General features: G+C 66.8%; 22 protein-coding genes and 2 tRNA genes. 17 read left to right on the forward strand and 7 right to left on the reverse strand.

Annotation, left to right across the window (positions count from 1 at the left end; genetic code table 11):
- The 9 genes from dnaA to ACSUZC_RS00045 all read left to right on the forward strand — a co-directional run bounded on the left by dnaA (position 1) and on the right by ACSUZC_RS00045 (position 11434).
- A complete protein-coding gene (gene dnaA, locus ACSUZC_RS00005) occupies positions 1-1506 on the forward strand; it encodes a chromosomal replication initiator protein DnaA (RefSeq protein WP_439030914.1) in 1506 nt (501 codons plus the stop codon).
- A gap of 670 nt (positions 1507-2176) precedes the next feature.
- Positions 2177-3346: a DNA polymerase III subunit beta gene (gene dnaN / locus ACSUZC_RS00010; RefSeq protein WP_439030915.1), complete on the forward strand. Its 1170-nt coding sequence runs from the start codon at positions 2177-2179 to the stop codon at positions 3344-3346.
- Positions 3347-3402: 56 nt separating this feature from the next.
- Complete coding sequence (recF, locus tag ACSUZC_RS00015) at positions 3403-4590, forward strand: DNA replication/repair protein RecF (RefSeq protein WP_439030916.1); 1188 nt, start codon at positions 3403-3405, stop codon at positions 4588-4590.
- Positions 4583-5197 carry a DUF721 family protein gene (locus ACSUZC_RS00020; RefSeq protein ID WP_439030917.1) on the forward strand — a complete coding sequence of 205 codons (615 nt, stop codon included), beginning with the start codon at positions 4583-4585 and terminating at the stop codon, positions 5195-5197. The genes recF and ACSUZC_RS00020 overlap by 8 nt, the downstream gene beginning before the upstream one ends.
- 342 nt (positions 5198-5539) lie before the next feature.
- Positions 5540-7606 (forward strand): DNA topoisomerase (ATP-hydrolyzing) subunit B, encoded by a 2067-nt coding sequence (gene gyrB / locus ACSUZC_RS00025; protein ID WP_439030918.1) that lies wholly within the window; start codon positions 5540-5542, stop codon positions 7604-7606.
- A gap of 44 nt (positions 7607-7650) precedes the next feature.
- A complete protein-coding gene (gene gyrA / locus ACSUZC_RS00030) occupies positions 7651-10140 on the forward strand; it encodes a DNA gyrase subunit A (RefSeq protein WP_439030919.1) in 2490 nt (829 codons plus the stop codon).
- A 121-nt stretch (positions 10141-10261) separates the two neighbouring features.
- On the forward strand, positions 10262-11161 hold the full coding sequence (locus ACSUZC_RS00035; protein ID WP_439030920.1) for a DUF3566 domain-containing protein: 900 nt from the start codon (positions 10262-10264) through the stop codon (positions 11159-11161).
- Positions 11162-11228: 67 nt separating this feature from the next.
- Positions 11229-11302: transfer RNA gene (locus ACSUZC_RS00040), tRNA-Ile, on the forward strand.
- A 59-nt stretch (positions 11303-11361) separates the two neighbouring features.
- Positions 11362-11434 (forward strand) — tRNA-Ala (locus ACSUZC_RS00045).
- Between the two features lie 99 nt (positions 11435-11533).
- Here the strand turns inward: ACSUZC_RS00045 and ACSUZC_RS00050 are convergent.
- On the reverse strand, positions 11534-12100 hold the full coding sequence (locus ACSUZC_RS00050; RefSeq protein WP_439030921.1) for a dihydrofolate reductase family protein: 567 nt from the start codon (positions 12098-12100) through the stop codon (positions 11534-11536).
- A 74-nt stretch (positions 12101-12174) separates the two neighbouring features.
- On the opposite strand from ACSUZC_RS00050, the gene ACSUZC_RS00055 reads away from it, so the two are divergent.
- Both ACSUZC_RS00055 and ACSUZC_RS00060 read left to right on the forward strand, forming a co-directional pair.
- Positions 12175-12744 carry a TetR/AcrR family transcriptional regulator gene (locus tag ACSUZC_RS00055; protein ID WP_439030922.1) on the forward strand — a complete coding sequence of 190 codons (570 nt, stop codon included), beginning with the start codon at positions 12175-12177 and terminating at the stop codon, positions 12742-12744.
- 29 nt (positions 12745-12773) lie between these two features.
- Positions 12774-14096 (forward strand): protein kinase domain-containing protein, encoded by a 1323-nt coding sequence (locus tag ACSUZC_RS00060; RefSeq protein WP_439030923.1) that lies wholly within the window; start codon positions 12774-12776, stop codon positions 14094-14096.
- Positions 14097-14180: 84 nt separating this feature from the next.
- Here ACSUZC_RS00060 and ACSUZC_RS00065 read toward each other — a convergent pair whose 3' ends face one another.
- A complete protein-coding gene (locus ACSUZC_RS00065; RefSeq protein ID WP_439030924.1) occupies positions 14181-14441 on the reverse strand; it encodes a type B 50S ribosomal protein L31 in 261 nt (86 codons plus the stop codon).
- A gap of 42 nt (positions 14442-14483) precedes the next feature.
- Positions 14484-15839 (reverse strand): ribosome hibernation factor-recruiting GTPase MRF, encoded by a 1356-nt coding sequence (mrf, locus tag ACSUZC_RS00070; protein ID WP_439030925.1) that lies wholly within the window; start codon positions 15837-15839, stop codon positions 14484-14486.
- Positions 15840-15938: 99 nt separating this feature from the next.
- Between mrf and rpmB the strand changes: the two genes are divergently transcribed.
- The 4 genes from rpmB to rpsR are packed head-to-tail and all read left to right on the forward strand — an operon-like array spanning position 15939 to position 16936.
- A complete protein-coding gene (gene rpmB / locus ACSUZC_RS00075) occupies positions 15939-16175 on the forward strand; it encodes a 50S ribosomal protein L28 (protein ID WP_238421912.1) in 237 nt (78 codons plus the stop codon).
- Positions 16175-16339, forward strand: coding sequence for a 50S ribosomal protein L33 (gene rpmG / locus ACSUZC_RS00080; RefSeq protein ID WP_074852298.1), 165 nt, complete (start codon positions 16175-16177; stop codon positions 16337-16339). Before rpmB ends, rpmG begins: the two co-directional genes overlap by 1 nt.
- The gene (gene rpsN, locus ACSUZC_RS00085) at positions 16339-16644 is read left to right on the forward strand and encodes a 30S ribosomal protein S14 (protein WP_439030926.1); all 306 of its coding nucleotides are present in this window, start codon (positions 16339-16341) and stop codon (positions 16642-16644) included. Before rpmG ends, rpsN begins: the two co-directional genes overlap by 1 nt.
- 28 nt (positions 16645-16672) lie before the next feature.
- Positions 16673-16936, forward strand: a complete 264-nt coding sequence (gene rpsR / locus ACSUZC_RS00090) for a 30S ribosomal protein S18 (RefSeq protein ID WP_238421910.1) — start codon at positions 16673-16675, stop codon at positions 16934-16936.
- A gap of 66 nt (positions 16937-17002) precedes the next feature.
- Here the strand turns inward: rpsR and ACSUZC_RS00095 are convergent, their stop codons facing one another.
- The 4 genes from ACSUZC_RS00095 to ACSUZC_RS00110 form a co-directional block, all read right to left on the reverse strand.
- Positions 17003-17722: a type 1 glutamine amidotransferase domain-containing protein gene (locus tag ACSUZC_RS00095; RefSeq protein ID WP_439030927.1), complete on the reverse strand. Its 720-nt coding sequence runs from the start codon at positions 17720-17722 to the stop codon at positions 17003-17005.
- Positions 17723-17800: 78 nt separating this feature from the next.
- The gene (locus tag ACSUZC_RS00100) at positions 17801-18649 is read right to left on the reverse strand and encodes an SDR family NAD(P)-dependent oxidoreductase (protein WP_439030928.1); all 849 of its coding nucleotides are present in this window, start codon (positions 18647-18649) and stop codon (positions 17801-17803) included.
- Positions 18639-18902, reverse strand: coding sequence for a hypothetical protein (locus ACSUZC_RS00105; protein ID WP_439030929.1), 264 nt, complete (start codon positions 18900-18902; stop codon positions 18639-18641). The genes ACSUZC_RS00100 and ACSUZC_RS00105 overlap by 11 nt, the downstream gene beginning before the upstream one ends.
- A 41-nt stretch (positions 18903-18943) precedes the next feature.
- Complete coding sequence (locus tag ACSUZC_RS00110; RefSeq protein WP_439030930.1) at positions 18944-19627, reverse strand: TetR/AcrR family transcriptional regulator; 684 nt, start codon at positions 19625-19627, stop codon at positions 18944-18946.
- A gap of 183 nt (positions 19628-19810) precedes the next feature.
- Here ACSUZC_RS00110 and ACSUZC_RS00115 point away from each other — a divergent pair, with 183 nt between their 5' ends.
- Both ACSUZC_RS00115 and ACSUZC_RS00120 read left to right on the forward strand, forming a co-directional pair.
- Positions 19811-20491 carry a hypothetical protein gene (locus ACSUZC_RS00115; RefSeq protein ID WP_439030931.1) on the forward strand — a complete coding sequence of 227 codons (681 nt, stop codon included), beginning with the start codon at positions 19811-19813 and terminating at the stop codon, positions 20489-20491.
- Positions 20488-21303, forward strand: coding sequence for an SDR family NAD(P)-dependent oxidoreductase (locus ACSUZC_RS00120; RefSeq protein ID WP_439030932.1), 816 nt, complete (start codon positions 20488-20490; stop codon positions 21301-21303). The genes ACSUZC_RS00115 and ACSUZC_RS00120 overlap by 4 nt, the downstream gene beginning before the upstream one ends.
- Positions 21304-21313: the final 10 nt, after the last annotated feature.

Genomic DNA, 21313 nt, shown 5'->3' on the forward strand with positions numbered 1-21313 from the left:
GTGACTTCAGACCGCGACACATTCGGCGAGGTGTGGCAGCAAGTCGTCGCCGAACTCAACGACGACGAAGCCGCACGCGACCACGAACCCCTGACACGCCAGCAGAAGGCGTGGCTGTCATTGGTTCGACCCCTCACTCTCACCGAGGGCTTCGCCCTGCTGACCGTGCCGACGGCACTGGTGCAGGAGCAGATCGAACGCAACCTTCGAGAAACCATCCGTTCGGTCCTGAGCCGTCACCTCGACGAACCCGTCGACCTGGGGGTCCGGATCGCGACGCCGCGGAACGACGAGCCGGTGCCCGAGGCTCCTGCGGTTCCGGATACCCGGCCGGTCGCGAGTGCCGCCGTCGACTACTCCTCTGCCCCGGTGGGCGCTGGTCTGGCGGCCGCACCGGCCGCCGACTCCCAGCGTCCCTCGGGTGACTGGGCGTCGTACTTCGCCGAGCGCCCGACGTCGACACCTCCGGCCCCGGGCGCAAACCTCAACCCCAAGTACACCTTCGACACTTTCGTCATCGGCGCGTCGAATCGCTTCGCACATGCCTCGGCGGTCGCGGTGTCCGAGGCGCCGGCCCGTGCCTACAACCCGCTCTTCATCTGGGGCGAATCCGGCCTGGGCAAGACGCATCTGCTGCACGCGGCCGGTCACTACGCCCAGCGCCTGTTCCCGGGCATGCGGGTCAAGTACGTCTCCACCGAAGAATTCACCAACGACTTCATCAACTCGCTGCGTGACGACCGACGGGTCGCGTTCAAGCGGCGCTACCGCGATGTCGACGTCCTGCTCGTCGACGACATCCAGTTCCTCGTCGGCAAAGAAGGCATCCAGGAAGAGTTCTTCCATACCTTCAACACGCTGCACAACGCGAGCAAACAGATCGTCATCTCGTCCGATCGTCCTCCGAAACAGCTTGCGACACTTGAAGACCGGCTTCGTACCCGGTTCGAGTGGGGTCTCATCACCGACGTCCAGCCGCCCGATCTGGAGACGCGTATCGCGATCCTGCGCAAGAAGGCGCAGATGGACAACATCGCGGTGCCCGACGACGTACTGGAACTCATCGCGTCGAAGATCGAGCGCAACATCCGCGAGCTCGAAGGCGCGCTGATCCGGGTGACCGCCTTCGCCTCGCTGAACGACGCCGCCCTCGACAAGTCGCTCGCCGACGTCGTTCTGCAGGCCCTGCTGCCCAACTCGGGCACGCTCGAGGTCAGCGCGGCCAGCATCCTCGCCATCACCGCCGAGTACTTCGACATCTCCATCGAGGAGCTGCGGGGCCCGGGCAAGACCCGATCGATCGCGCAGGCCCGCCAGATCTCCATGTATCTGTGTCGTGAGCTCACCGATCTGTCGTTGCCGAAGATCGGGGAGACCTTCGATCGCGACCACACGACGGTGATGTACGCCGAACGCAAGATCCGCAAGGAGATGGCCGAGCGGCGTCGTGTGTACGACCACGTCCAGGAGCTCACCGCGCGCATCAAACAGCGAGCCGTGGGTTAGATCCCACTCCTCGCTCCCGCGCCTCTCCCGCCCCCTCTCGCACCCCCGACGCCCACGTGGCCCGGGGGTGCGATCGTCTGCGGCCACGATCCCCGCAGCCTCGTGGCCGAGACGGTGAATCGGATGACAAGTCTGTGTCTCGGGTCGAGAGTCTGAAGCCCAGAATCGCTGTCCGCCCGTCGAATCGAAGACCCCGGATCCGGTGATTTCTCGGGATCACACCCTGTGGACGACCCTTGGGATAACCGGGGTCGGGGTGTGCAGCAACAGTGGACGGATCGCGAACAACAAGAGAACTCCACACCGGGGGTCGGATCCGCTCGACGTTGCTCCACCGGTCATCCACACGCCCGCACCCGTCCGGACAGGCCCGATACCGCGCTTGTCCACAGATTCCACAGGACCTATTACTGAGATGGATCCTTCTCTAAAGAGAATCTTTTGTAAAAAGGACTGTGCACAGAGGCCTGTCAGTGGTGGCCGGCCGGCCCCGCGTCGACGACGGGTCGACTTGGCCCCAACCATCCCGGCATGGGTGGCGGCGTTCTACAGTGGGATTCCCGGATGTGGGATCCACCGATGACCGGCCGGCCGACGAAGGCGTCGACTCAGTGGTCCAGGCATCGGTGGTCCAGGCGGGAATCAGACGAGAGAAGGGCAACCTCCCAGCATGAAGTTTCGTGTCGCGCGTGACGAGTTCGCTGATTCCGTCGCCTGGGTCGCTCGCAGCCTGCCGTCTCGTCCGCCCGTCCCGGTCCTCGGCTGTGTGGTGCTCAACGTCGGGGAGACCGGGCTGACCGTCTCGGGCTTCGACTACGAGGTCTCCGCGCAGGAGAATCTCGGTGCCGAGGTCGCCGAGCCCGGACAGGTGCTCGTCTCCGGCCGGCTCCTGGCCGACATCACCAAGGCTCTGCCGAACAAGCCCGTCGATGTCACCCTCGACGGTTCGCGGGTGGCGATCACCTGCGGCAGCGCGAAGTTCTCCCTGCCGACCATGCCGGTCGAGGACTACCCGCAGTTGCCCGACGTACCGCAGATCACCGGCACGATCCCCTCGCAGCTGTTCGCCGAGGCGATCTCCCAGGTCGCGGTGGCCGCGGGCAAAGACGACACCCTCCCGATGCTGACCGGCGTCCGCGTCGAGATCGAGGGCAACTCGGTCGTTCTCGCCGCGACCGACCGGTTCCGCCTCGCTGTTCGTGAATTACAGTGGGAGCCTTCCGATCCCGATACCAAGGGTGCCGTTCTGGTGCCGGCGAAGACCCTCTCGGAGAGCGCGAAGACCGCGGGTTCGGAGGGCACCGGCGTGGTGTCGCTGGCTTTCGGTGGCGGTGCGGCGATCGGTTCCGACGGCATCCTGGGCATCCTCGGCGAGACGAAGAAGACCACCACGCGACTGCTCGACGCGGAGTTCCCGAAGTTCCGTCAGCTGCTCCCGGCCAGTCACACCGCGGTCGCGACCATCGACAGCGCACCGTTGATCGAGGCGATCCGCCGTGTCGCCCTGGTCGCCGAGCGCGGCGCACAGGTCCGCATGGAGTTCACCGAGGGATCCGTGCTCCTCACCGCCGGCGGTGACGAGGCAGGCAAGGCCGAGGAGGAGCTGCCCGTGCAGTTCCAGGGGGAGCCGTTGACCATCGCCTTCAACCCCGGCTATCTGCAGGACGGACTGTCGGCGATCAACGCCGATGCGGTGGACTTCGGGTTCACCACGCCCAGCCGTCCCGCGGTGCTGCGTCCCGCGAGTGGCGAAGACGCGGTCGCCGACGAGTCCGGGGCCTTCGTCGCACCCGAGAGCGCGTTCAGCTATCTGCTGATGCCCGTCCGCCTCCCGGGCTGACGGACCGCGCCGGCATCCGTGCCCTCGTCGTCCCGATTCTCAACGACAGCGACTCAATGTTCGTTCGTGAACTCCATCTGAGGGACTTCCGGTCCTGGCGGGCCGCCGACCTCGAGCTCGAGACCGGAGCGACGGTCTTCACCGGCCGCAACGGTTTCGGCAAGACCAACCTGCTCGAGGCCCTGTTCTACCTCGCGACTCTGCGTTCGCACCGCGTGAGTTCCGACGCCCCCCTCGTGCATGCGGGTTCGACCTCGGCGCTGCTCACCGCGACAGTCGAGAACGACGGTCGCGAGTTGACCGCCGAACTCCGCATCAATGCCGACGGCGCCAACAAGGCGGCCATCAACCGCAGCCCGGCACGACGACCCCGCGACCTGCTGGGGATCCTGCGGACGGTCCTGTTCGCACCGGAGGATCTCTCACTCGTCCGTGGCGACCCCAGCGACCGCAGACGTTTCATCGACGAGCTCGTCGCCCAGCGCGGCCCGCGGTGGGTCGCCGCCCGTGCCGACTATGATCGGGTCCTCCGGCAGCGTTCGGCGCTGCTCAAGACCGCCGCGTCGGCCATGAGACGCGGTGGGGAACAGGCTGATTCGATCATCAGCACCCTCGATGTCTGGGACGGTCAGCTCGCCGAACTGGGCGGTCAGGTGACCGCCGCGCGCCTCGCCGTGCTGGGTGAGCTCGAACCGCACTTCACCGGGTCATATGCCTCGATCGCACCGCATTCCCGTCCGGCGACGCTGCGGTACCGCGCGTCCGGCGGCATCGACTTCGAGGAGACCACACCGGAAGCGATCGGCGACGTGCTGGCCACGAGACTGGTGGAGTTGCGCGACAAGGAGATCGAGCGGGGGATGTGCCTGGTGGGGCCGCATCGCGACGACATCGACATCGTCCTCGGCAGCGACGTCGCGAAAGGTTTTGCCTCACATGGAGAATCGTGGTCCCTCGCGCTGGCGCTACGACTGGGCTCGGTGGAGCTGATCCGCGCGGAGGGCGTCGAACCGGTCATCATGCTCGACGACGTGTTCGCCGAGCTCGACGCCAAACGCCGCGCGAAGCTCGTCGAGTTCACCGCAGGTGCCGAGCAACTCCTCATCACCGCCGCCGTCGCCGAGGACATCCCGGGTGAGATCGGCGGCCGTCGCGTCGGTGTCGACGTCATCGACGACGAGGCCGGACGTCGTTCCCGGGTCGTGGTCGACACCGCAGAACCGACGGGGGCATCGGATGAGTGACGACGAGGTTCAGGGTCGCGACGGCGGCGCGCCCGGCGGTGGCCCGGGATCGGAACCGGTCGAGCCCGCGCCGCGCCCCACGCCGCCGGGCGAACTCGGCGGCTACGAGCGCGCCCGCAAGGCACTCGAGGAGGCCAGGGCGCAGGCCCGGGCGGCAGGGAAATCAGTGGGCCGGGGCCGCGCGTCGCCGGTACGCCGCGTCCCGCGCGGCTCCCAGGGGCGTCGGCGCTGGTCCGGATCCGGCCCCGATGCCCGGGATCCGCAACCCTTCGGTCGTCTCGTCGGCGGCCTCGCGAAAGACCGCGGATGGCAGGAGAAGATCGGCGAGGGCACCCTCTTCGGTATGTGGGAGCAGATCGTGGGCCCCGACATCGCCGCTCACGCCCAGCCGGTTGTCCTGCGCGACAACGTTCTTCACGTGCAGGCCGAATCCACGGCGTGGGCGACGCAACTCCGGTACGTGCAGTCGCAGATCCTGGCCAAGATCGCCGCGGCCATCGGACACGGTCAGGTGACGTCCTTGCGGATCATCGGGCCGAAGGGACCGTCGTGGCGGAAGGGTGAACGCCACGTCCGCGGTCGCGGGCCGCGCGACACCTACGGCTGAACGCAGGCGCCGGCGGGCCAGTCGGCACCCTACTGGTTGGTGGGCCCGTGGGCTCAGAATCTTCCCCAGGCCACAACCGACCCGGGACAAACCCGAAAAAGTCGTTCTGAGGGCCTGTTGGCGGGCCCGGATGCACGTTCCTGGGCGAGTCAGGCAGTACACTGGGAAGAGTTGTCCCGAGAGGGGTGTGAACGGCAGATCGACCGTTGCCTCCAGGCTACCCGGATAGATCCCGGGTATTCCTGTGTGCGCACGGCTGCGCGCCCCTGCTCGAGAAGGATCGACGACGGATCCGGAGACCACCTGATCCGTCGATGAGCAGAACAGGAGCGGACGCACCTCGTGGCCGACACCAACGACACCGGACCGAAGAAGAGCAAGAAGAAGCCGTCGGAGTACGGCGCCGACTCGATCAACATCCTCGAAGGTCTGGAAGCCGTCCGTAAGCGGCCCGGCATGTACATCGGGTCCACCGGCGAACGAGGACTGCACCACCTGATCTGGGAGGTCGTCGACAACTCGGTCGACGAGGCGATGGCCGGTTTCGCGTCGCGAGTGGACGTCACCCTGCTCGCCGACGGCGGTGTCCAGGTCGTCGACGACGGTCGCGGTATCCCCACCGGTATGCACCGCACCGGGGTCCCCACCGTCGAGGTCGTGATGACCCAGCTGCACGCGGGCGGAAAGTTCGACTCCGACGCCTACGCGGTGTCCGGCGGTCTGCACGGCGTCGGCATCTCGGTGGTCAACGCGCTGTCCACCACCGTCGAGCTCGAGATCGAGAACGACGGCTTCCACTGGGAGCAGACCTACTCCTACGCCAAGCCCGGCCCGCTGGAGAAGGGATCGGCCACCCGCAAGACCGGTACCACCGTGCGGTTCTGGCCGGACCCGGAGATCTTCACCGAGACCACACGGTTCAACGCCGAGACAGTGGCTCGTCGCCTGCAGGAGATGGCCTTCCTGAACAAGGGCCTGACCATCACGCTGACCGATCAGCGCCCGCAGGCCATCGAACCGCCGGGTGATGCCGATGGCGACGAGGAGAGCAACCTCACCGAGGCCGCCGAGGAGATCAAGTCCGAGGAGGAGAAGGCTGCGGCCGCGGCGAAGCCGAAGACGCGCACCTATCACTACCCCGACGGACTCGTCGACTACATCAAGCACCTCAATCGCACCAAGCAGTCGATCCACACGACGGTGATCGGCTTCCAGGGCAAGGGCGAAGGCCATGAGGTCGAGGTCGCGATGCAGTGGAACGCCGGCTACTCCGAGTCGGTCCACACCTTCGCCAACACGATCAACACCCATGAGGGCGGAACCCACGAGGAGGGCTTCCGTGCCGCGCTGACGCTCACCGTGAACAAGTACGCGGTGGACAAGAAGCTCATCAAGGACAAGAAGGAAGACCGCCTCTCGGGTGACGACATCCGTGAGGGGCTGGCCGCGGTGATCTCGGTGAAGGTGAGCGATCCGCAGTTCGAGGGTCAGACGAAGACCAAACTGGGCAACACCGAGGTCAAGGGTTTCGTCCAGCGGGTCTGCAGCGAGCACCTCGGTCACTGGCTGGAGGCCAATCCGGCCGAGGCGAAGACCATCATCAAGAAGATCGTCGAATCCCAGCGGGCCCGGATGGCCGCGCGCAACGCTCGTGACCTGGTCCGTCGCAAGACCGCCACCGACATCGGTGGTCTCCCGGGCAAGCTGGCCGACTGCCGTAGCAACGACCCGGGCAAGTGCGAGGTCTACATCGTGGAGGGCGACTCCGCAGGCGGCAGCGCGAAGTCGGGCCGCGACTCGATGTATCAGGCGATTCTTCCGCTGCGCGGCAAGATCATCAACGTCGAGAAGGCACGTATCGACCGGGTGCTCAAGAACACCGAGGTCCAGTCGATCATCACCGCCTTCGGTACGGGCATCCACGACGAGTTCGACATCAGCAAACTGCGCTATCACAAGATCGTGCTCATGGCCGACGCCGACGTCGACGGCCAGCACATCTCGACCCTGCTGCTCACGCTGCTCTTCCGCTTCATGCGGCCGCTCATCGAGCACGGTCACGTGTACCTGGCCATGCCGCCGCTGTACAAGCTCAAGTGGCAGAAGTCGGCGCCGGAGTTCGCCTACTCCGACCGCGAACGTGACGGGCTGCTCGAGGCCGGCCGTGCCGCGGGCAAGAAGATCAACACCGAGGACGGCATCCAGCGCTACAAGGGTCTCGGCGAGATGAACGCCAAGGAACTGTGGGAGACCACGATGGATCCGGCCGTGCGTGTGCTCCGCCAGGTGACGCTCGACGACGCCGCGGCCGCCGACGAACTGTTCTCCATCCTCATGGGTGAGGACGTCGCCGCACGCCGGAGCTTCATCGCCCGCAACGCGAAAGACGTTCGCTTCCTCGATGTCTGATCACGGATCGTCTCGATTCGTAGTGATCGCAGAAAGAACACACAATGACTGACACCACACTGCCGCCCGCCGGAGGCGAAGGCGATCGCATCGAACCTGTCGACCTCGGGCAGGAGATGCAGAAGAGCTACATCGATTACGCCATGAGCGTCATCGTGGGGCGAGCGCTCCCCGAGGTGCGCGACGGCCTGAAGCCGGTGCACCGTCGCCTTCTGTACGCATCCTTCGACGCGGGTTTCCGGCCGGACCGCAGCTATGTGAAATCGGCGAAACCCGTTGCGGAGACGATGGGTAACTACCACCCGCACGGTGACACCGCGATCTACGACGCCCTCGTCCGACTCGCTCAGCCGTGGTCGATGCGCTACCCGCTCATCGACGGTCAGGGCAACTTCGGTTCGCGCGGCAACGACGGTGCGGCCGCGATGCGGTACACCGAGGCGCGTCTCACGCCGCTCGCCATGGAGATGTTGCGTGACATCACCGAGGAGACAGTCGATTTCGTCCCCAACTACGACGGCAAGACCAACGAGCCGACGGTGTTGCCGTCGCGCATCCCGAACCTGCTGATCAACGGTTCCGGCGGTATCGCGGTCGGTATGGCCACCAACATGCCCCCGCACAACCTCAACGAGGTCGCCGAGGCGGTGTTCTGGGCACTGGAGAACCACGACGCCGACGACGAGACCACGCTCGCGGCGTGCATGGAGTGCATCAAGGGACCCGATTTCCCCACTGCCGGACTGATCGTCGGCAGCCAGGGCATCAAGGACGCCTACACGACCGGTCGCGGAAGCATCCGGATGCGCAGCGTCGTCGACATCGAGGAGAACAAGGGAGCCACCACGCTGGTGGTCACCGAGTTGCCGTACCAGGTCAACCCGGACAACCTGATCCAATCGATCGCCGAGCAGGTCAACGAAGGAAAACTCAAGGGCATCAGCCGGATCGAGGACCAGTCCTCGGACCGCGTCGGTATGCGCATCGTGGTGACGCTGCGTCGTGACGCGGTCGCCAAGGTGGTGCTGAACAACCTCTACAAGCACAGCCAGCTGCAGACCAGCTTCGGCGCCAACATGTTGTCCATCGTCGACGGCGTGCCGCGCACACTGCGTCTCGACCAGATGATCCGCTACTACGTGGCACACCAGATCGACGTCATCGTGCGTCGTACGCGGTACCGGTTGCGTAAGGCCGAGGAGCGCGCCCACATCCTGCGCGGTCTCGTGAAAGCCCTTGACGCGCTTGACGAAGTGATCGCCTTGATCCGTCGCTCGGCGAACACCGAGACCGCTCGCACCGGCCTCATCGACCTCCTCGACATCGACGAGATCCAGGCCGACGCGATCCTCGCGATGCAGCTTCGCCGACTGTCGGCACTGGAGCGGCAGAAGATCGTCGACGAACTCGCCGAGATCGAACTCGAGATCGCCGACTACAAGGACATCCTCGACAGGCCCGAGCGGCAGCGCGCCATCGTGCGCGACGAACTGAAAGAGGTCGTCGACAAGTACGGCGACGATCGTCGGACCAAGATCATCGCGGCCGACGGCGACGTCAGCGACGAAGACCTGATCGCGCGTGAGGACGTCGTCGTCACGATCACCGAGACCGGCTACGCCAAGCGCACCAAGACCGACCTCTACCGCAGCCAGCGTCGCGGCGGTAAGGGCGTCCAGGGTGCAGGCCTGAAGCAGGACGACATCGTCAAGCACTTCTTCGTGTGCTCGACCCACGACTGGATCCTGTTCTTCACCACCAAGGGTCGCGTCTACCGGGCCAAGGCGTACGAACTGCCCGAGGCCAACCGCACGGCGCGCGGCCAGCACGTCGCGAACCTCCTGGCCTTCCAGCCGGAGGAGCGCATCGCACAGGTCATCCAGCTCAAGACCTACGAAGACGCTCCCTATCTGGTGTTGGCCACCCGCAACGGCCTGGTCAAGAAGTCGCGTCTGGTGGACTTCGACTCCAACCGGTCCGGCGGTATCGCCGCGATCAACCTCCGCGGCGAGGACGAGCTCGTCGGTGCCCAACTGTGCAGTGCCGACGACGATCTGCTCCTCGTGTCCCAGAAGGGACAGTCGATCCGCTTCCACGCCGACGACGAGGCACTGCGTCCGATGGGCCGGCAGACCTCCGGTGTGCAGGGCATGCGTTTCAACACCGACGACACCCTGTTGTCGCTCAACGTCGTCCGCGACGGCACCTACCTCCTGGTGGCGACATCCGGCGGATATGCCAAGCGGACGGGCATGGACGACTACCCGGTCCAGGGCCGCGGCGGCAAGGGTGTGCTGACCATCGCCCACGACCGCCGGCGCGGCGAACTGATCGGTGCGCTCATCGTCGACGACGACTCGGAGCTGTACGCCATCACCTCCGGTGGGGGAGTCATCCGCACCACCGCGAAGTCGGTGCGCAAGGCAGGCAGGCAGACCAAGGGCGTGCGTCTGATGAACATCGACGAGGGCACCACGGTCATCGCCATCGCCCGCAACGCCGACGAACCGGACGAGACCGAGGTCTCGTCGTAGGCGATAGGGTGAGCATCACTGTTTCTCGACCAGTCGGTGACGGTGAACGTCCAGCCGGACCACCCGTCGAGCCGACGCCGATCGAGGCAAGAGTCAGTGACGCCTGAGTGAGGGAATGCCTGTGAGCACACCGAACGAACCGCAACAGGACCAGAACGGGCGCCCGGCCGGAGGACCGGCGGGCCCCGGCACTGGGACCCCGAGCGGGGGACTGGTGCCGCCGTGGCAGCGTGGGCCGGCCGACAACGGGTCGACCGCGCCGACCGAGTCGTTCTCACGCGACGACCAAGGCCGCCCCGGTCCGCAGGACAACCGTGGCGGCCCGCCTCAGGACAACCGTGGCGGCCCGCCGCCGCGCGGGGTCGTGACCAACAGCGGAACCGCTGCCGCCAGCATGAGCGGCCAGCAGGCACCGGTGACCAAACTGGACAACCCGCGCCGGCCCGGGGGTGCGACGGCCACCGAGGAACCCGGCTTCGTCGAATCGCCGACGAGCACGATCGACCGCGGGCACCTACCCGAGAACGATCTGCCGGACCTCGACCAGATCCACCACACCGCCGACTTGAAGCGGCCACCCGAGGGATCACCGGCGCCCACCGCGGCTTCGGCCAAGGCGTCACCGCGCTCGGCCCCGCGGCAGGTGCTCGCGGCGGGAACAGCGCTGCGGGCTTCGGTCCAGGTTCGTCGTATCGATCCGTGGGCGACGTTCAAGATCGCGGCCGTGCTGTCGGTGGTCGGGTTCTTCATCTGGATGATCTCCGTCGCCGTGCTGTACCTGATCCTCGACGGCATGGGCGTGTGGGATCAGGTCAACAACAGCTTCGGAACGCTCGTCGCCGACGAGTCGAGCACGAGTGGTGACGTCATCGGGGCCGGCACCGTCTTCGGCGCAGCAGCGCTTCTGGGGGCCATCAACGCGATCCTGTTGACCGCTCTCGCCACCATCGGCAGCTACATCTACAACATCTGTGCCGACCTCGTCGGCGGTGCCGAGGTGACGCTCGCAGACCTCGACTGATACGGGGCCCTGACCACCCGTTTTGTTGGTTGGGGCATCGGTCGGGTAATCTCACTCCTCGGTTCAAGGGCCTATAGCTCAGGCGGTTAGAGCGCTTCGCTGATAACGAAGAGGTCGGAGGTTCAAGTCCTCCTAGGCCCACTGCGACGGATGTTTCCGGACATCCATTTCGCACCCGTCGACCGTGTCTCGGTCGGCACGGGGCCTTAGCTCAGTTGGTAGAGCGCTGCCTTTGCAAGGCAGATGTCAGGAGTTCGAATCTCCTAGGCTCCACAATTCTTTCCCCAGGCCGCGTCACTTCCACGGCGCGCGTCACTTCTACGACGCGCGTCACTTCTACGACGCGCGTCACTTCTACGACGCGCGTCACTTCTACGACGCGACGTATTCCACGAAGGACACTCCGGAGTCGAACTCCCGGCTGCTGACCCGATCGAACCGTCGGGGAGCGTAGGTCCCGGGGGCGATGAGCGGAATGCCGTCTCCGAACAGGACGGGTTGTCGCTTCAGCACGAAACGGTCGATCTCGCCGATCAGCTGGCCGGCGAGACGTCCCCCGCCGCACAACCAGATGTCCTTGCCCTCCGCACCTTTCAACTCCGTGACGACGTCGATGGGGTCGCGCTCGGTGAACGTCACCCCGTCGACCGGATCGTGGGGGCGGTGGGTGAACACGTACTGGTTCAGATGCTGGTACGGACTCATGATGTCGGGCAGACCGGCCGCGTAGGTGTCGGCACCCATCAGGACCGTGTCGAATCGGTCGCCGCGTGGGGCGACTCCCAGTGCTGCGGCGAAATGCGTCGGGAGCGTGTCGGAGTAGTCCTCGTTGATCGCGTCCATGTGGTCGCCCTCGAAGAGGAAGGCGTCGAACTGGCCGGCAGGTCCCGCGATGTAGCCGTCGAGGCTCACCGCCACGTAGTACACGAGTTCACGCATGTAGATCTCCAATCACTTCATCTGTAGTGAACAGCAAACTACACCACATGTAGTGGTTGGGCTATCGTTAATCCATGGCCCGGAACGAGGAGCGACGACGCGCGATCGCCGATGCAGGACTCGCGGTCCTGGCCGCATCGGGTGCCCGCGGCCTCACCCACCGCGCCGTCGATCGCGCGGCCGGACTGCCGGGCGGGACGACGACGAACTACTTCCGCAACCGGTCCGCACTCTGGAAGGGCCTGGTGGAGCGCATCTACGAGCGCCTGGCCCCCAGCGAGGCGTTCATCGCCGATCGCGCCGGTCGCGAACCCACCCGAGAACTCTTCGCCGAGTACCTCCGCAACATCGTCGAGCGGCTCATGGAGAACCGGGAGGTCACCATCGCGCTGGTGGAGCTGAGGCTCGAGGGCAGTCGTCGGCCCGAGGTCGGCGAGATCATCGTCGAATGGCGCCGAGCCGGGTTCGCCGGGGACGTGGCCTTCAACGAGCAGGCCGGGCTGCCGGGAACCGCTCGGGAGATCGCGCTCTTCCACTACGCGGTCGACGGCCTGCTACTCGATCAGCTGACCGGGCCGCTCCTCCCGGAGGAGTCGCTCGACGACATCGTGCGGACTCTCGTCGATCGGCTGCTGCCGGACTGACCGGCCACACCTCCCGCTACCGTGGATCGGTGGACCGCGACCTACTGGACGGGCGTTACGAGCTCCGAGGGATTCTCGGTAGCGGCGGGATGGCCGTCGTCCACGACGGCTGGGACCGCACGCTGGACCGGCCCGTCGCGATCAAGCTGCTGCGCCTGGGCAGCGAGTCCGCGGTGACCGACCAGGATCGCTTCGCCGGTGAGGCCCGAGCGGCGGCTGCACTCAACCACCCCAACATCGTGGCCGTCTATGACTACGGCGAGCACGAGGGCACGCCGTACATCGTCATGGAACGGCTGAGCGGCACCACCGCGCAGGATCTGATGGCCGCGGGGCCTCTGACGGCTCAGCAGGTGAGGACCATCGTCGACGATGTTCTCGCGGCCCTCGCCGCGGCGCACGCCGCGGGGGTCCTCCACCGTGACATCAAGCCGGCGAACCTGCTGGTCGCCGACGACCGGGTGAAGGTCGCGGATCTGGGCATCGCCAAGACCGCGGGAATGGCACACACCGCGACGGGCGACGTCGTCGGCACGATCGGCTACCTCAGCCCCCACCGCGTCCTCGGCCGGGCTGCCACACCCGCCGATGATCTGTATGCCGTCGCGGTGGTCGCCTACGAGGCGTTGACCGGCAGCCGCGCCTACGACCAGGACAACCCCGCTGCCGTCGCGTACGCGATCCTGCACTCGCCACCCCCGCCCCTGGGACACATCCGACCCGACCTCCCGCCGAGCCTCCGCGAGACGATCGACCAGGCGATGCGGCCGGGACCGGACGATCCGCCGTTCCCGACCGCGGCCGCGATGATGGCGGCGCTGCGGACTGCTGACCCCGCAGCCGACACTCCCGCTGTGGTCCCGCCGACTCCGATAGGTCCGCGCCCGACCGCGACAATGACCGCCCCGTTGTCGACACAAGGGGACCTCCCATCGCCTCCCGGACCCCCATCGCCTCCCGGACCCCCGCAGACGGAGGGTTCATCACGGCCGTCGCGGCGTACCTCGCTGGCGCTGCTCGGGGGTGTGGTCGCGCTCCTGGCCGTCGTGCTCGTCGCCATCGCGTTGGTGACCAACTCCGCGGACGACGCCGGACCGGCCCCGTCGACCGATGCACCTGCGTCGACCCCGGCCGCCGAGTCCACACCGGACACCACCGTGCAACCGCCGGTGACCGGTGTCGAGACCCCGGCTCAGATCCCTCAGCCCACGGTCGAACAATCCGCTCCCGCAGGAGCCGATGACCGCGGCAACCCTGGCCGGGGCGGGGGGAACGGCAACGGGGGGAACGGCAATGGCGGGAACGGGAACGGGGGAAACGGGAACGGCAAACCGAAGCCGGACAAGAACTGACCTGGTCGCCGGAACCGCGTGCGTAGATCGTTCCCCGCTCAGCAAAACTACTGAGCGAGAACGGGATTCATGAGAAGGTCACGGTCAGGACTTGTTGCGCTCCAGATGCGCGTAGCGTCGGCGGAACTTCTCCACGCGACCGGCGACGTCGGGGATCGTGTTGACCCCGGTGTAGAACGGGTGCGAATCGCTCGTCACGTCGACGGTGATGAGCGGGTAGACGTTGCCGTCGGACCATGTCACGGTGGTCGACGACGTGGCGGTCGAGCGTGTCAGGAACTCCTTACCGGTGGAGCCGTCGCGGATGACGACGGGGTGGTAGTCGGGATGAATGCCCTTTTTCATGGGTCGGCCTTCCGGGGTGGTGGTGAGCGGTGTCGGGGGGCGTCAGTTGTCGCGGGGGTCGGGGGAGTCGATGCCGCGCACCGCGTCCACCGTCGGTTCGGTGAGCTCGAGGTCGTCGCACGGGTCGGCATGGGACTCGCCGAACGGGTCGTCGAAGGTCGACCAGAACTGTTGTCCGGCAGCGAACTCGACCTCGTTCAGACAGGCCGCGCGCAGCGCTTCCTCGATGTCCGCGGGATCGCCGGAATGTACGAGCGCGACGATCGAGGTGTGCCGATCGCCGAATGTCTCATCCCACCGCAGCGCTCCCATCGCACGACGCTCGGCCGGCACGTGCGCCAGTTCTTCCTCGGTCATGGCCGCCAGCCAGGGGCCGCCGTGCGCCACACGGAGACCGCCTCCCGCGGACTCCAGCCACAGCGCCTCGTCCGGTTGCGTGGCGAGCCAGAGACGTCCGCGCGAACAGACGACACCGTCGAGCAATGCGTCGATCGCGTCGTGGAAGCGGCCGGGGTGAAACGGACGGTCGCTGGAGAACTCGACCCACGAGACCCCGCAGTCGGAGTCGAGCGGCGGCTCGCCCGGCAGCAGCGGATCGTGTGGATCGTCGACGCGTCCGCGCCGCCCGTTCGGGCGCACCGCGGCCAGGAGCTGTTCGGCGAGAACAGGAGTCATCGGGCGCTGAGGGAGCTCGAACATCATCGGGACATGCGGCGACAGACGCTTGAGGACGGCCACGAGGCGTGCCGACTCCCACGCATCACGGAACGACGGATCACACGCCGCCACGACCAGGGCGTCGGCGAAAGCCACCTGTCCGACGGCGACCTGCGCGAGGGTGCGGTCGTCGTCCAAGGCGATGTGGCCCCCCTCCGCGAGAGACAGGTCCCCGGTCGCAGACGTCAGCCAATCATCCTCTGCCACACAGGCGATGGTGGCGTCGACCCGTACCTCGATCGATGCCGGGCCGTCGTCGAACCCGGGCATGTCCGAGACGATGACGTTGTCGATCGACCACGCGACCTGCTCGGGTTCCAGGATCGGGTCGAGGGTCAGGACGATCCGGTGCACCGAGGGCCGGCGGTGGAGGCGTCGCAGCAGGGGTAAGAGATCCTCGCGCAGCGTGCACGAGATGCACCCGTGAGCGAGTTCGACGATGCAGACGTCGTGGTGGCTGCGCCCATCGGCGCCGCGCCAGCTCAGCGTGCGGACGACGCGGCCGTCCTCCACCTGTGTGAGGTCGTGATGTACCTGTACGGTGCCGCCGCGGATGCCTCCGGCTTCGAGTGCGTCTCCCACCCGATGAACTGCTGACGCGTCGAGTCCGGTGACCAGGATGACGGGCGTCCGACCATCGCTGGTGTTGCCCGGACGGTACGCGGGTCCGTCGTCGATCACGGCCACCCTCCGTTCTATTGGGAATGATTTCCATTTAAGCTCTGCCGACGGTACCGTGGCCGTTCAGTTAATGCCAATCGTTGTCGATAAGGAGGCAGCATGTCCAGGAGGTGCCAGGTCACCGGCCGGCAACCGGGCTTCGGCAAGCAGGTGTCGCATTCGCACAAGCGGACGTCGCGCCGGTGGGACCCGAACATCCAGCGTCGCCGGTATTACGTCCCGAGTGAGGGTCGCTACGTGACGCTGCGGGTCAGCGCCAAGGGGATATCCACCATCGACAAGCACGGGATCGAATCGGTCCTCCGCACGATCCGAGCGCGCGGAGAGAAGGTCTGATGGCGCGCAACGAGATCCGGCCGATCATCAAGCTCCGTTCGACCGCGGGTACGGGGTACACCTACGTCACCCGCAAGAACCGCAGGAACGATCCCGACCGCATGGTGCTCCGCAAGTACGACCCCATCGCCCGAGCGCACGTCGATTTCAAGGAGGACCGCTGATGGCGAAGAAGTCGAAGATCGCCCGCAACGAGCAACGACGAGAGATCGTCGCGCGCTACGCCGACATCCGCGCCGAACTCAAGCGTGCCATCGCGTCGCCGGACTCCAGCCCGGAGCAGCGAGCAGAGGCACAGCTGCGGTTACAACGGTTGCCGCGCAACGCGAGTCCGACCCGGCTGCGCAACCGCGACGCCGTGGACGGACGTCCTCGCGGGTACATCGGGAAAGCCGGGTTGTCGCGTGTACGGTTCCGCGAGATGGCGCACCGCGGTGAGCTCCCGGGTATCCAGAAGTCCAGCTGGTGAGCACGATCGATCAGAGCAGGGAGTAGACATGGCCAACCGCAAGATCCGCCGACGCGACGAGGAACCGTCGAAGCGCAAGCGCAACCTGCTCGCCGCACAGGGGATTCGCGTCGACGGACGTAATCCCGTCGACTACAAGGACGTGGCACTGCTCCGGCAGTTCCTGTCGGACAAGGGCCGCATCCGGAGCCGACGGCTCACCGGTTTGTCGCCGCAGGAGCAGCGACAGGTCGCGACGGCCATCCGTAATGCGCGGGAGATGGCGCTGCTGCCCTACGACTCTCGGCACTGACCTCACAGGTCCCGGACAGTACAACGCCCGCTCCCCGAGGAGCGGGCGTTGCTGTCTGGTGACCGGCTACTTCGAGCCCTGGGGCACGTTCTCCAACCGGTCGAGGAGGGTGCGCGCGAGCGACTCCGACGACGCGGGATTCTGCCCGGTCAGCAGGTTGCCGTCGGTCTCGACGTGCACGGACCACGGTTCGCCCAGCGTCACCTTGAAACCCGCTTGTGTCAGTCGGTCCTGAAGAAGCCACGGCGCCTTGTCGGCCAGCCCGGCCTGCTCCTCCTCGGCATTGCTGAAGCCGGTGACGGTCCGGCCCGCGAACGCGTTGACACCGTCATTGTTGGTCGCGGCCAGCAGGATCGCAGGCCCGTGACACACCACGCCGAGCGGCAGCTTGGCGTCGTCGGCGGCGATCAGCAGTGCACCGGCATCGGCGTCGTCGGCCAGGTCCTCCATCGGACCGTGGCCGCCCGGGACGAACACCGCGTCGTAGTCGGAGATGCGGACGTCTGCCAACGCGATGGGCTTCTGCAGCTCCGGTGCGGTCTCGACGACGTGACGGATCTCGGCGGCCCGTTCGGGCGTGCCGATGCTGTCCACGCTCAGGCTGCCCTCGTCGACGGGCGGACGGACGCCACCCGGCGTCGCGACCGTCACCTGGTATCCGGCCGCACGGAACACCTCGAGGGGTGCGACGGCCTCCTCGGCCCAGAACCCGGTCTTGTGGCCCGATCCGTCGTTGAGCGTCCAGGTGTCGGCGCCGGTCATGATGAAGAGAATGTTGCGAGTCATGCGGTTCTCCTTACTTCGGCAGCGGTGATCCGGTCGGACCGACCGCCTCGAGATGCTCTGTTCAGCTCTGTGGCCCGGTCAGGCGAGTCCGGTGAGTTCCGCCGAGCGCTTCCACAGGCCGTCGATCAGTCCCTGATTCTTCGCCTGGGGGTTCTCGAGGCCATTGGCCTTGTGTCGGCTGAAGTACACGCCGTTGAGCGACGGATCCGCCCCGCGTTCGGCAAGCGCGATGAGGGGGGCGGCGCCCTGGTCGGGAGTGATGGTGACCAATTTGGTCAGCGGCGAGCGATAGGCCAGTCCGACGAATCGCGAGTCGCGACCGAAACTGGTCGCAGCAGGCCCCGGATGCACTGCGGCGGAATAGATCTTGTCGCCGATCCATCGCTTCGCGATACCGCGCGTGAACATGATGTTCATCAGCTTGCCCGATCCGTACGGCCTCATGAACAGCGCTCTGCGCTTCTCGTAGTCGAGGTCGTCGAGGTCGACGTCGCCGGCGAGGTTGCCCACGCTGGACGTGTTCAGCACCAGCGACCCGTCGGCCGCGACGAGACGGTCGCGGACCAGGTGGGTGAGCAGGAACGGGGCCAGATGGTTGATCTGGAAGTTCGGCTCGTGGCCGTCATGGGTTCGCTGCTTGTGGTCGAAGGTGCCGCCGGCGTTGTTCATCAGCACGTCGATGCGGCCGACCGCGGAGTTGATGGCGTCGGCGAGCTCGCGCACCTCGGAGAGGCGGGAGAAGTCGGCCGTGAACTGCTGTGCGCCGGTGTCGGCCGCCACGGGTGCGAGCTTCTTCGCGGACCGTCCGACGACCACCAGTTCGGTGTCGGGGCCGGCGAGTTCGCGTGCGGCGATGGCGCCGATACCGTCACTGGCACCGGTGATGACGATCGTCCGTTTCTGTCCTGCCGGTTGGTCACTGGCCATCGGTCGTGCCCTCCGATCCGCCGACCGCGTGACCCTCATCGGTGTGGTCCGCCGGTGGTTGCGCGCCGTCGTAGGACGCCCTGTCTTCCCGGATTCGTTCGGTCTCGCCGATCTCGGTGTCCCCCGCGGTGGGCAGAGCCGAGGACGGTCCGTGTTCCTCGTCGGGGTCGCTGCGCATGTCGGGGTCGGTTTTCACCTCGTCGTCCGTCGTGGTCCACGTGGCTTCGGTACTGGGATCTTCGTTGTCCGGCATGTCTCCACCATGCCCGAAACGGGCGCGTCTGACACGCGGCCTCAGACCGGGTCGGTTGATTCCGGCGATTCTCCGAGCCGTGCGCGTGCGATCTCGGCAGCAGACGTGCCCAGCGTCAGCCACAGCGCCGCGAGGTCCTCGGTGAGCTGTTCCCGGGTCACCCGCAGAGCTCCCTCCGCCCAGGACAGGATCGCCTGCGCCGTACCGCCGATGACGAAGGCAGGAGCGGTCTGTGCGAGAGAGTCGACCTCGAGGCGCACGTCGTGGATGGTGCGCGCGTGTTCGATCAGCACCTCCGTCAGGCCTTCGATGGCGTCGGTGCGTCGTGCGTCGACCGCCGGGGTGCCGGCCGCGCCACCGAGCAGGACGCGCGCCTTGCGGCGGTCGGTACCCAGCACGCCGATGATGGCGTCGACGGCCAGGCGTGCCTGTTCGGGCTGAGGCCGTTGCAGTGCAGCCACATACGCGACGACGGCCGCCTCCGTGACCTCGGCGGAGATGTCGTCGATCACCGCCATCGCCAACGCGTCCAGGTCGGCGAAACTCTCGTAGAAGTAGCGCTTGTTGAGCTGGGCCTCGCCGCACAGGCTCGCCACGGTCGCCGATCGCCACCGGCTCTCGGACATCGCCGTGATGGCGACATCGACGAGTGCGGCCCGCCGCCGCGCGGCCCGTTCGGGCGCGGACCGGCCGCCGTAGCTGCGGTCCGGGCTCGTGGTTTTCACCCGTCCATCTTGGCATCGACCCACTTCGACGCATCGTTGACAGGGCGTCGGACGATCTGGCACAGTGCCGTACCAGTACGAAGTGGTACCAAGACGTACCTGATTCGGTACGGCGAGCCGGCGGATGTCGGGACAACCGTCGCACCGGCGCGGGACCGAACCCACCCCCTCGGAGGACTACGAATGAGTGCGGAACTGAGAGACACCGGTGCTGTCGGCTACGACCCGAGGCAGACGGCCCTCGGCGTCCTGGCCGAGTTGCGGACGCTCGCCGAACACAGCCCTGGCCGCGCACGCATCGACACCTGGGATTTCGTCCGCGAGCTCGGCGGCAGGCAGGATCGCGACTCGTTGTCGATGTTGTTCGGCGCCGGAACCGAACCGGAGAACCTCGACGGCAAGCTCGAAGGCCAGATCGTGGGCAAGCTCTTCGGTATCCCGGAGGCTCGCTTGGCCAACCCGCTGATGAAGATCGACCCCACCTGGCGTGGCAAGAGCTTCGATCTCGCGGCCGGAACCGGCCTCAACCGCCTGTCGCCCATCGCAGCCGTGGTCATGCCGATCATCACCTTCGGCTACACGGGGCTTCGGCTGGTCGGCCGGGAGATGGAGGGTTTCCACTTCGACCACGGGCCGAGCCAGGGGCTGATCGAACCCCGCGTGCAGGTGCGGGCCCTCGACTACGGCGTGCCGGAATACAAGAACCCCGGGGTCCGGACCTTCCCCATCCGCAAGACCCGCGACGAGATCGTCGAACTGGTCCCCGGTGTGTACCTCGGCCGGGCGCTGCTGTTCACCGCCGACGGCGGCGCGCGGCTGATCGCCTACTTCGCGCTGCGCCATCCCGTGGGCAGCCCGCTGTGATCGCGCTTGCCGGCGCCCAGGTGTGCATCACCGGGGGAGCTCGGGGAATCGGAGCCGCCACCGCCGCCGCGGCGGCCGAGCGCGGCGCGACGGTGTGGATCGGCGACCGTGACCTGGCCGCGGCGACCGAAACCGCGAAGTCGCTGGGACGCAGGGTGAACGCGCTGCACCTCGACGTCACCGACGAGACCTCGTTCAAGGACTTCGTGGGTACGGTGTCCGATCGCGGGCCGATAGACATGTTCGTCAACAACGCCGGTATCCAGCACATGGGACGTTTCGTCGACCAGGACCTCGAAGCCCTGCAACGGGAGCTGGCCATCAACCTCGGTGCGGTCCTGACCGGAACCCACCTGGTGCTGCCGGACATGGTCCGGCGCGGACGTGGGCACGTGGTCAACGTGTCGTCGATGGCGGGCAAGATCACGACACCCGGGATCGCCACGTACAGCGCGTCGAAATTCGGCGTCGTCGCGCTGGACCGGGCGATCCGCGCGGAGTTGGCCGGCACCGGGGTGACCCTCACGACGGTGATGCCCGCGGCGACGAACACCGAGCTGACCGCCGGGGTCCGTCTACGCCTGCAGCCGACGCTGCAACCCGAACAGGTCGCGGCCGCCATCGTCGCCAGTGCGGCCCACACCCGCGGAGAGGTGACGGTGCCGCGCTACCTCGCCCCGATGGGAATCTTCGAGGAAGTGATTCCCTCCTCGATCATGTGGCGCCTCAAGCGATTTGTCGGCGGCGCCGACTACGGCGCGTTCGATTCGGCACAGCGGCGCGCGTACCTCGAACGCAGCAGGACCTCGTGAACACGAAAGG

This window comes from Gordonia terrae (assembly GCF_051789125.1).
Taxonomy (GTDB): Bacteria; Actinomycetota; Actinomycetes; order Mycobacteriales; family Mycobacteriaceae; genus Gordonia; species Gordonia terrae_A.

Bases quoted from the DNA above. Each gene is read 5' to 3' on its own strand.
- ACSUZC_RS00020 (WP_439030917.1), top strand. From the start codon at position 4,583: ATGAGTGACGACGAGGTTCAGGGTCGCGACGGCGGCGCGCCCGGCGGT.
- recF (WP_439030916.1), top strand. From the start codon at position 3,403: ATGTTCGTTCGTGAACTCCATCTGAGGGACTTCCGGTCCTGGCGGGCC.
- ACSUZC_RS00050 (WP_439030921.1), bottom strand. From the start codon at position 12,100: ATGCGTGAACTCGTGTACTACGTGGCGGTGAGCCTCGACGGCTACATC.
- ACSUZC_RS00105 (WP_439030929.1), bottom strand. From the start codon at position 18,902: ATGCCGGACAACGAAGATCCCAGTACCGAAGCCACGTGGACCACGACG.
- ACSUZC_RS00095 (WP_439030927.1), bottom strand. From the start codon at position 17,722: ATGACTCGCAACATTCTCTTCATCATGACCGGCGCCGACACCTGGACG.
- ACSUZC_RS00100 (WP_439030928.1), bottom strand. From the start codon at position 18,649: ATGGCCAGTGACCAACCGGCAGGACAGAAACGGACGATCGTCATCACC.
- ACSUZC_RS00065 (WP_439030924.1), bottom strand. From the start codon at position 14,441: ATGAAAAAGGGCATTCATCCCGACTACCACCCCGTCGTCATCCGCGAC.
- rpsN (WP_439030926.1), top strand. From the start codon at position 16,339: ATGGCGAAGAAGTCGAAGATCGCCCGCAACGAGCAACGACGAGAGATC.
- rpmG (WP_074852298.1), top strand. From the start codon at position 16,175: ATGGCGCGCAACGAGATCCGGCCGATCATCAAGCTCCGTTCGACCGCG.
- rpmB (WP_238421912.1), top strand. From the start codon at position 15,939: ATGTCCAGGAGGTGCCAGGTCACCGGCCGGCAACCGGGCTTCGGCAAG.
- ACSUZC_RS00115 (WP_439030931.1), top strand. From the start codon at position 19,811: ATGAGTGCGGAACTGAGAGACACCGGTGCTGTCGGCTACGACCCGAGG.
- rpsR (WP_238421910.1), top strand. From the start codon at position 16,673: ATGGCCAACCGCAAGATCCGCCGACGCGACGAGGAACCGTCGAAGCGC.
- gyrA (WP_439030919.1), top strand. From the start codon at position 7,651: ATGACTGACACCACACTGCCGCCCGCCGGAGGCGAAGGCGATCGCATC.
- dnaN (WP_439030915.1), top strand. From the start codon at position 2,177: ATGAAGTTTCGTGTCGCGCGTGACGAGTTCGCTGATTCCGTCGCCTGG.
- ACSUZC_RS00055 (WP_439030922.1), top strand. From the start codon at position 12,175: ATGGCCCGGAACGAGGAGCGACGACGCGCGATCGCCGATGCAGGACTC.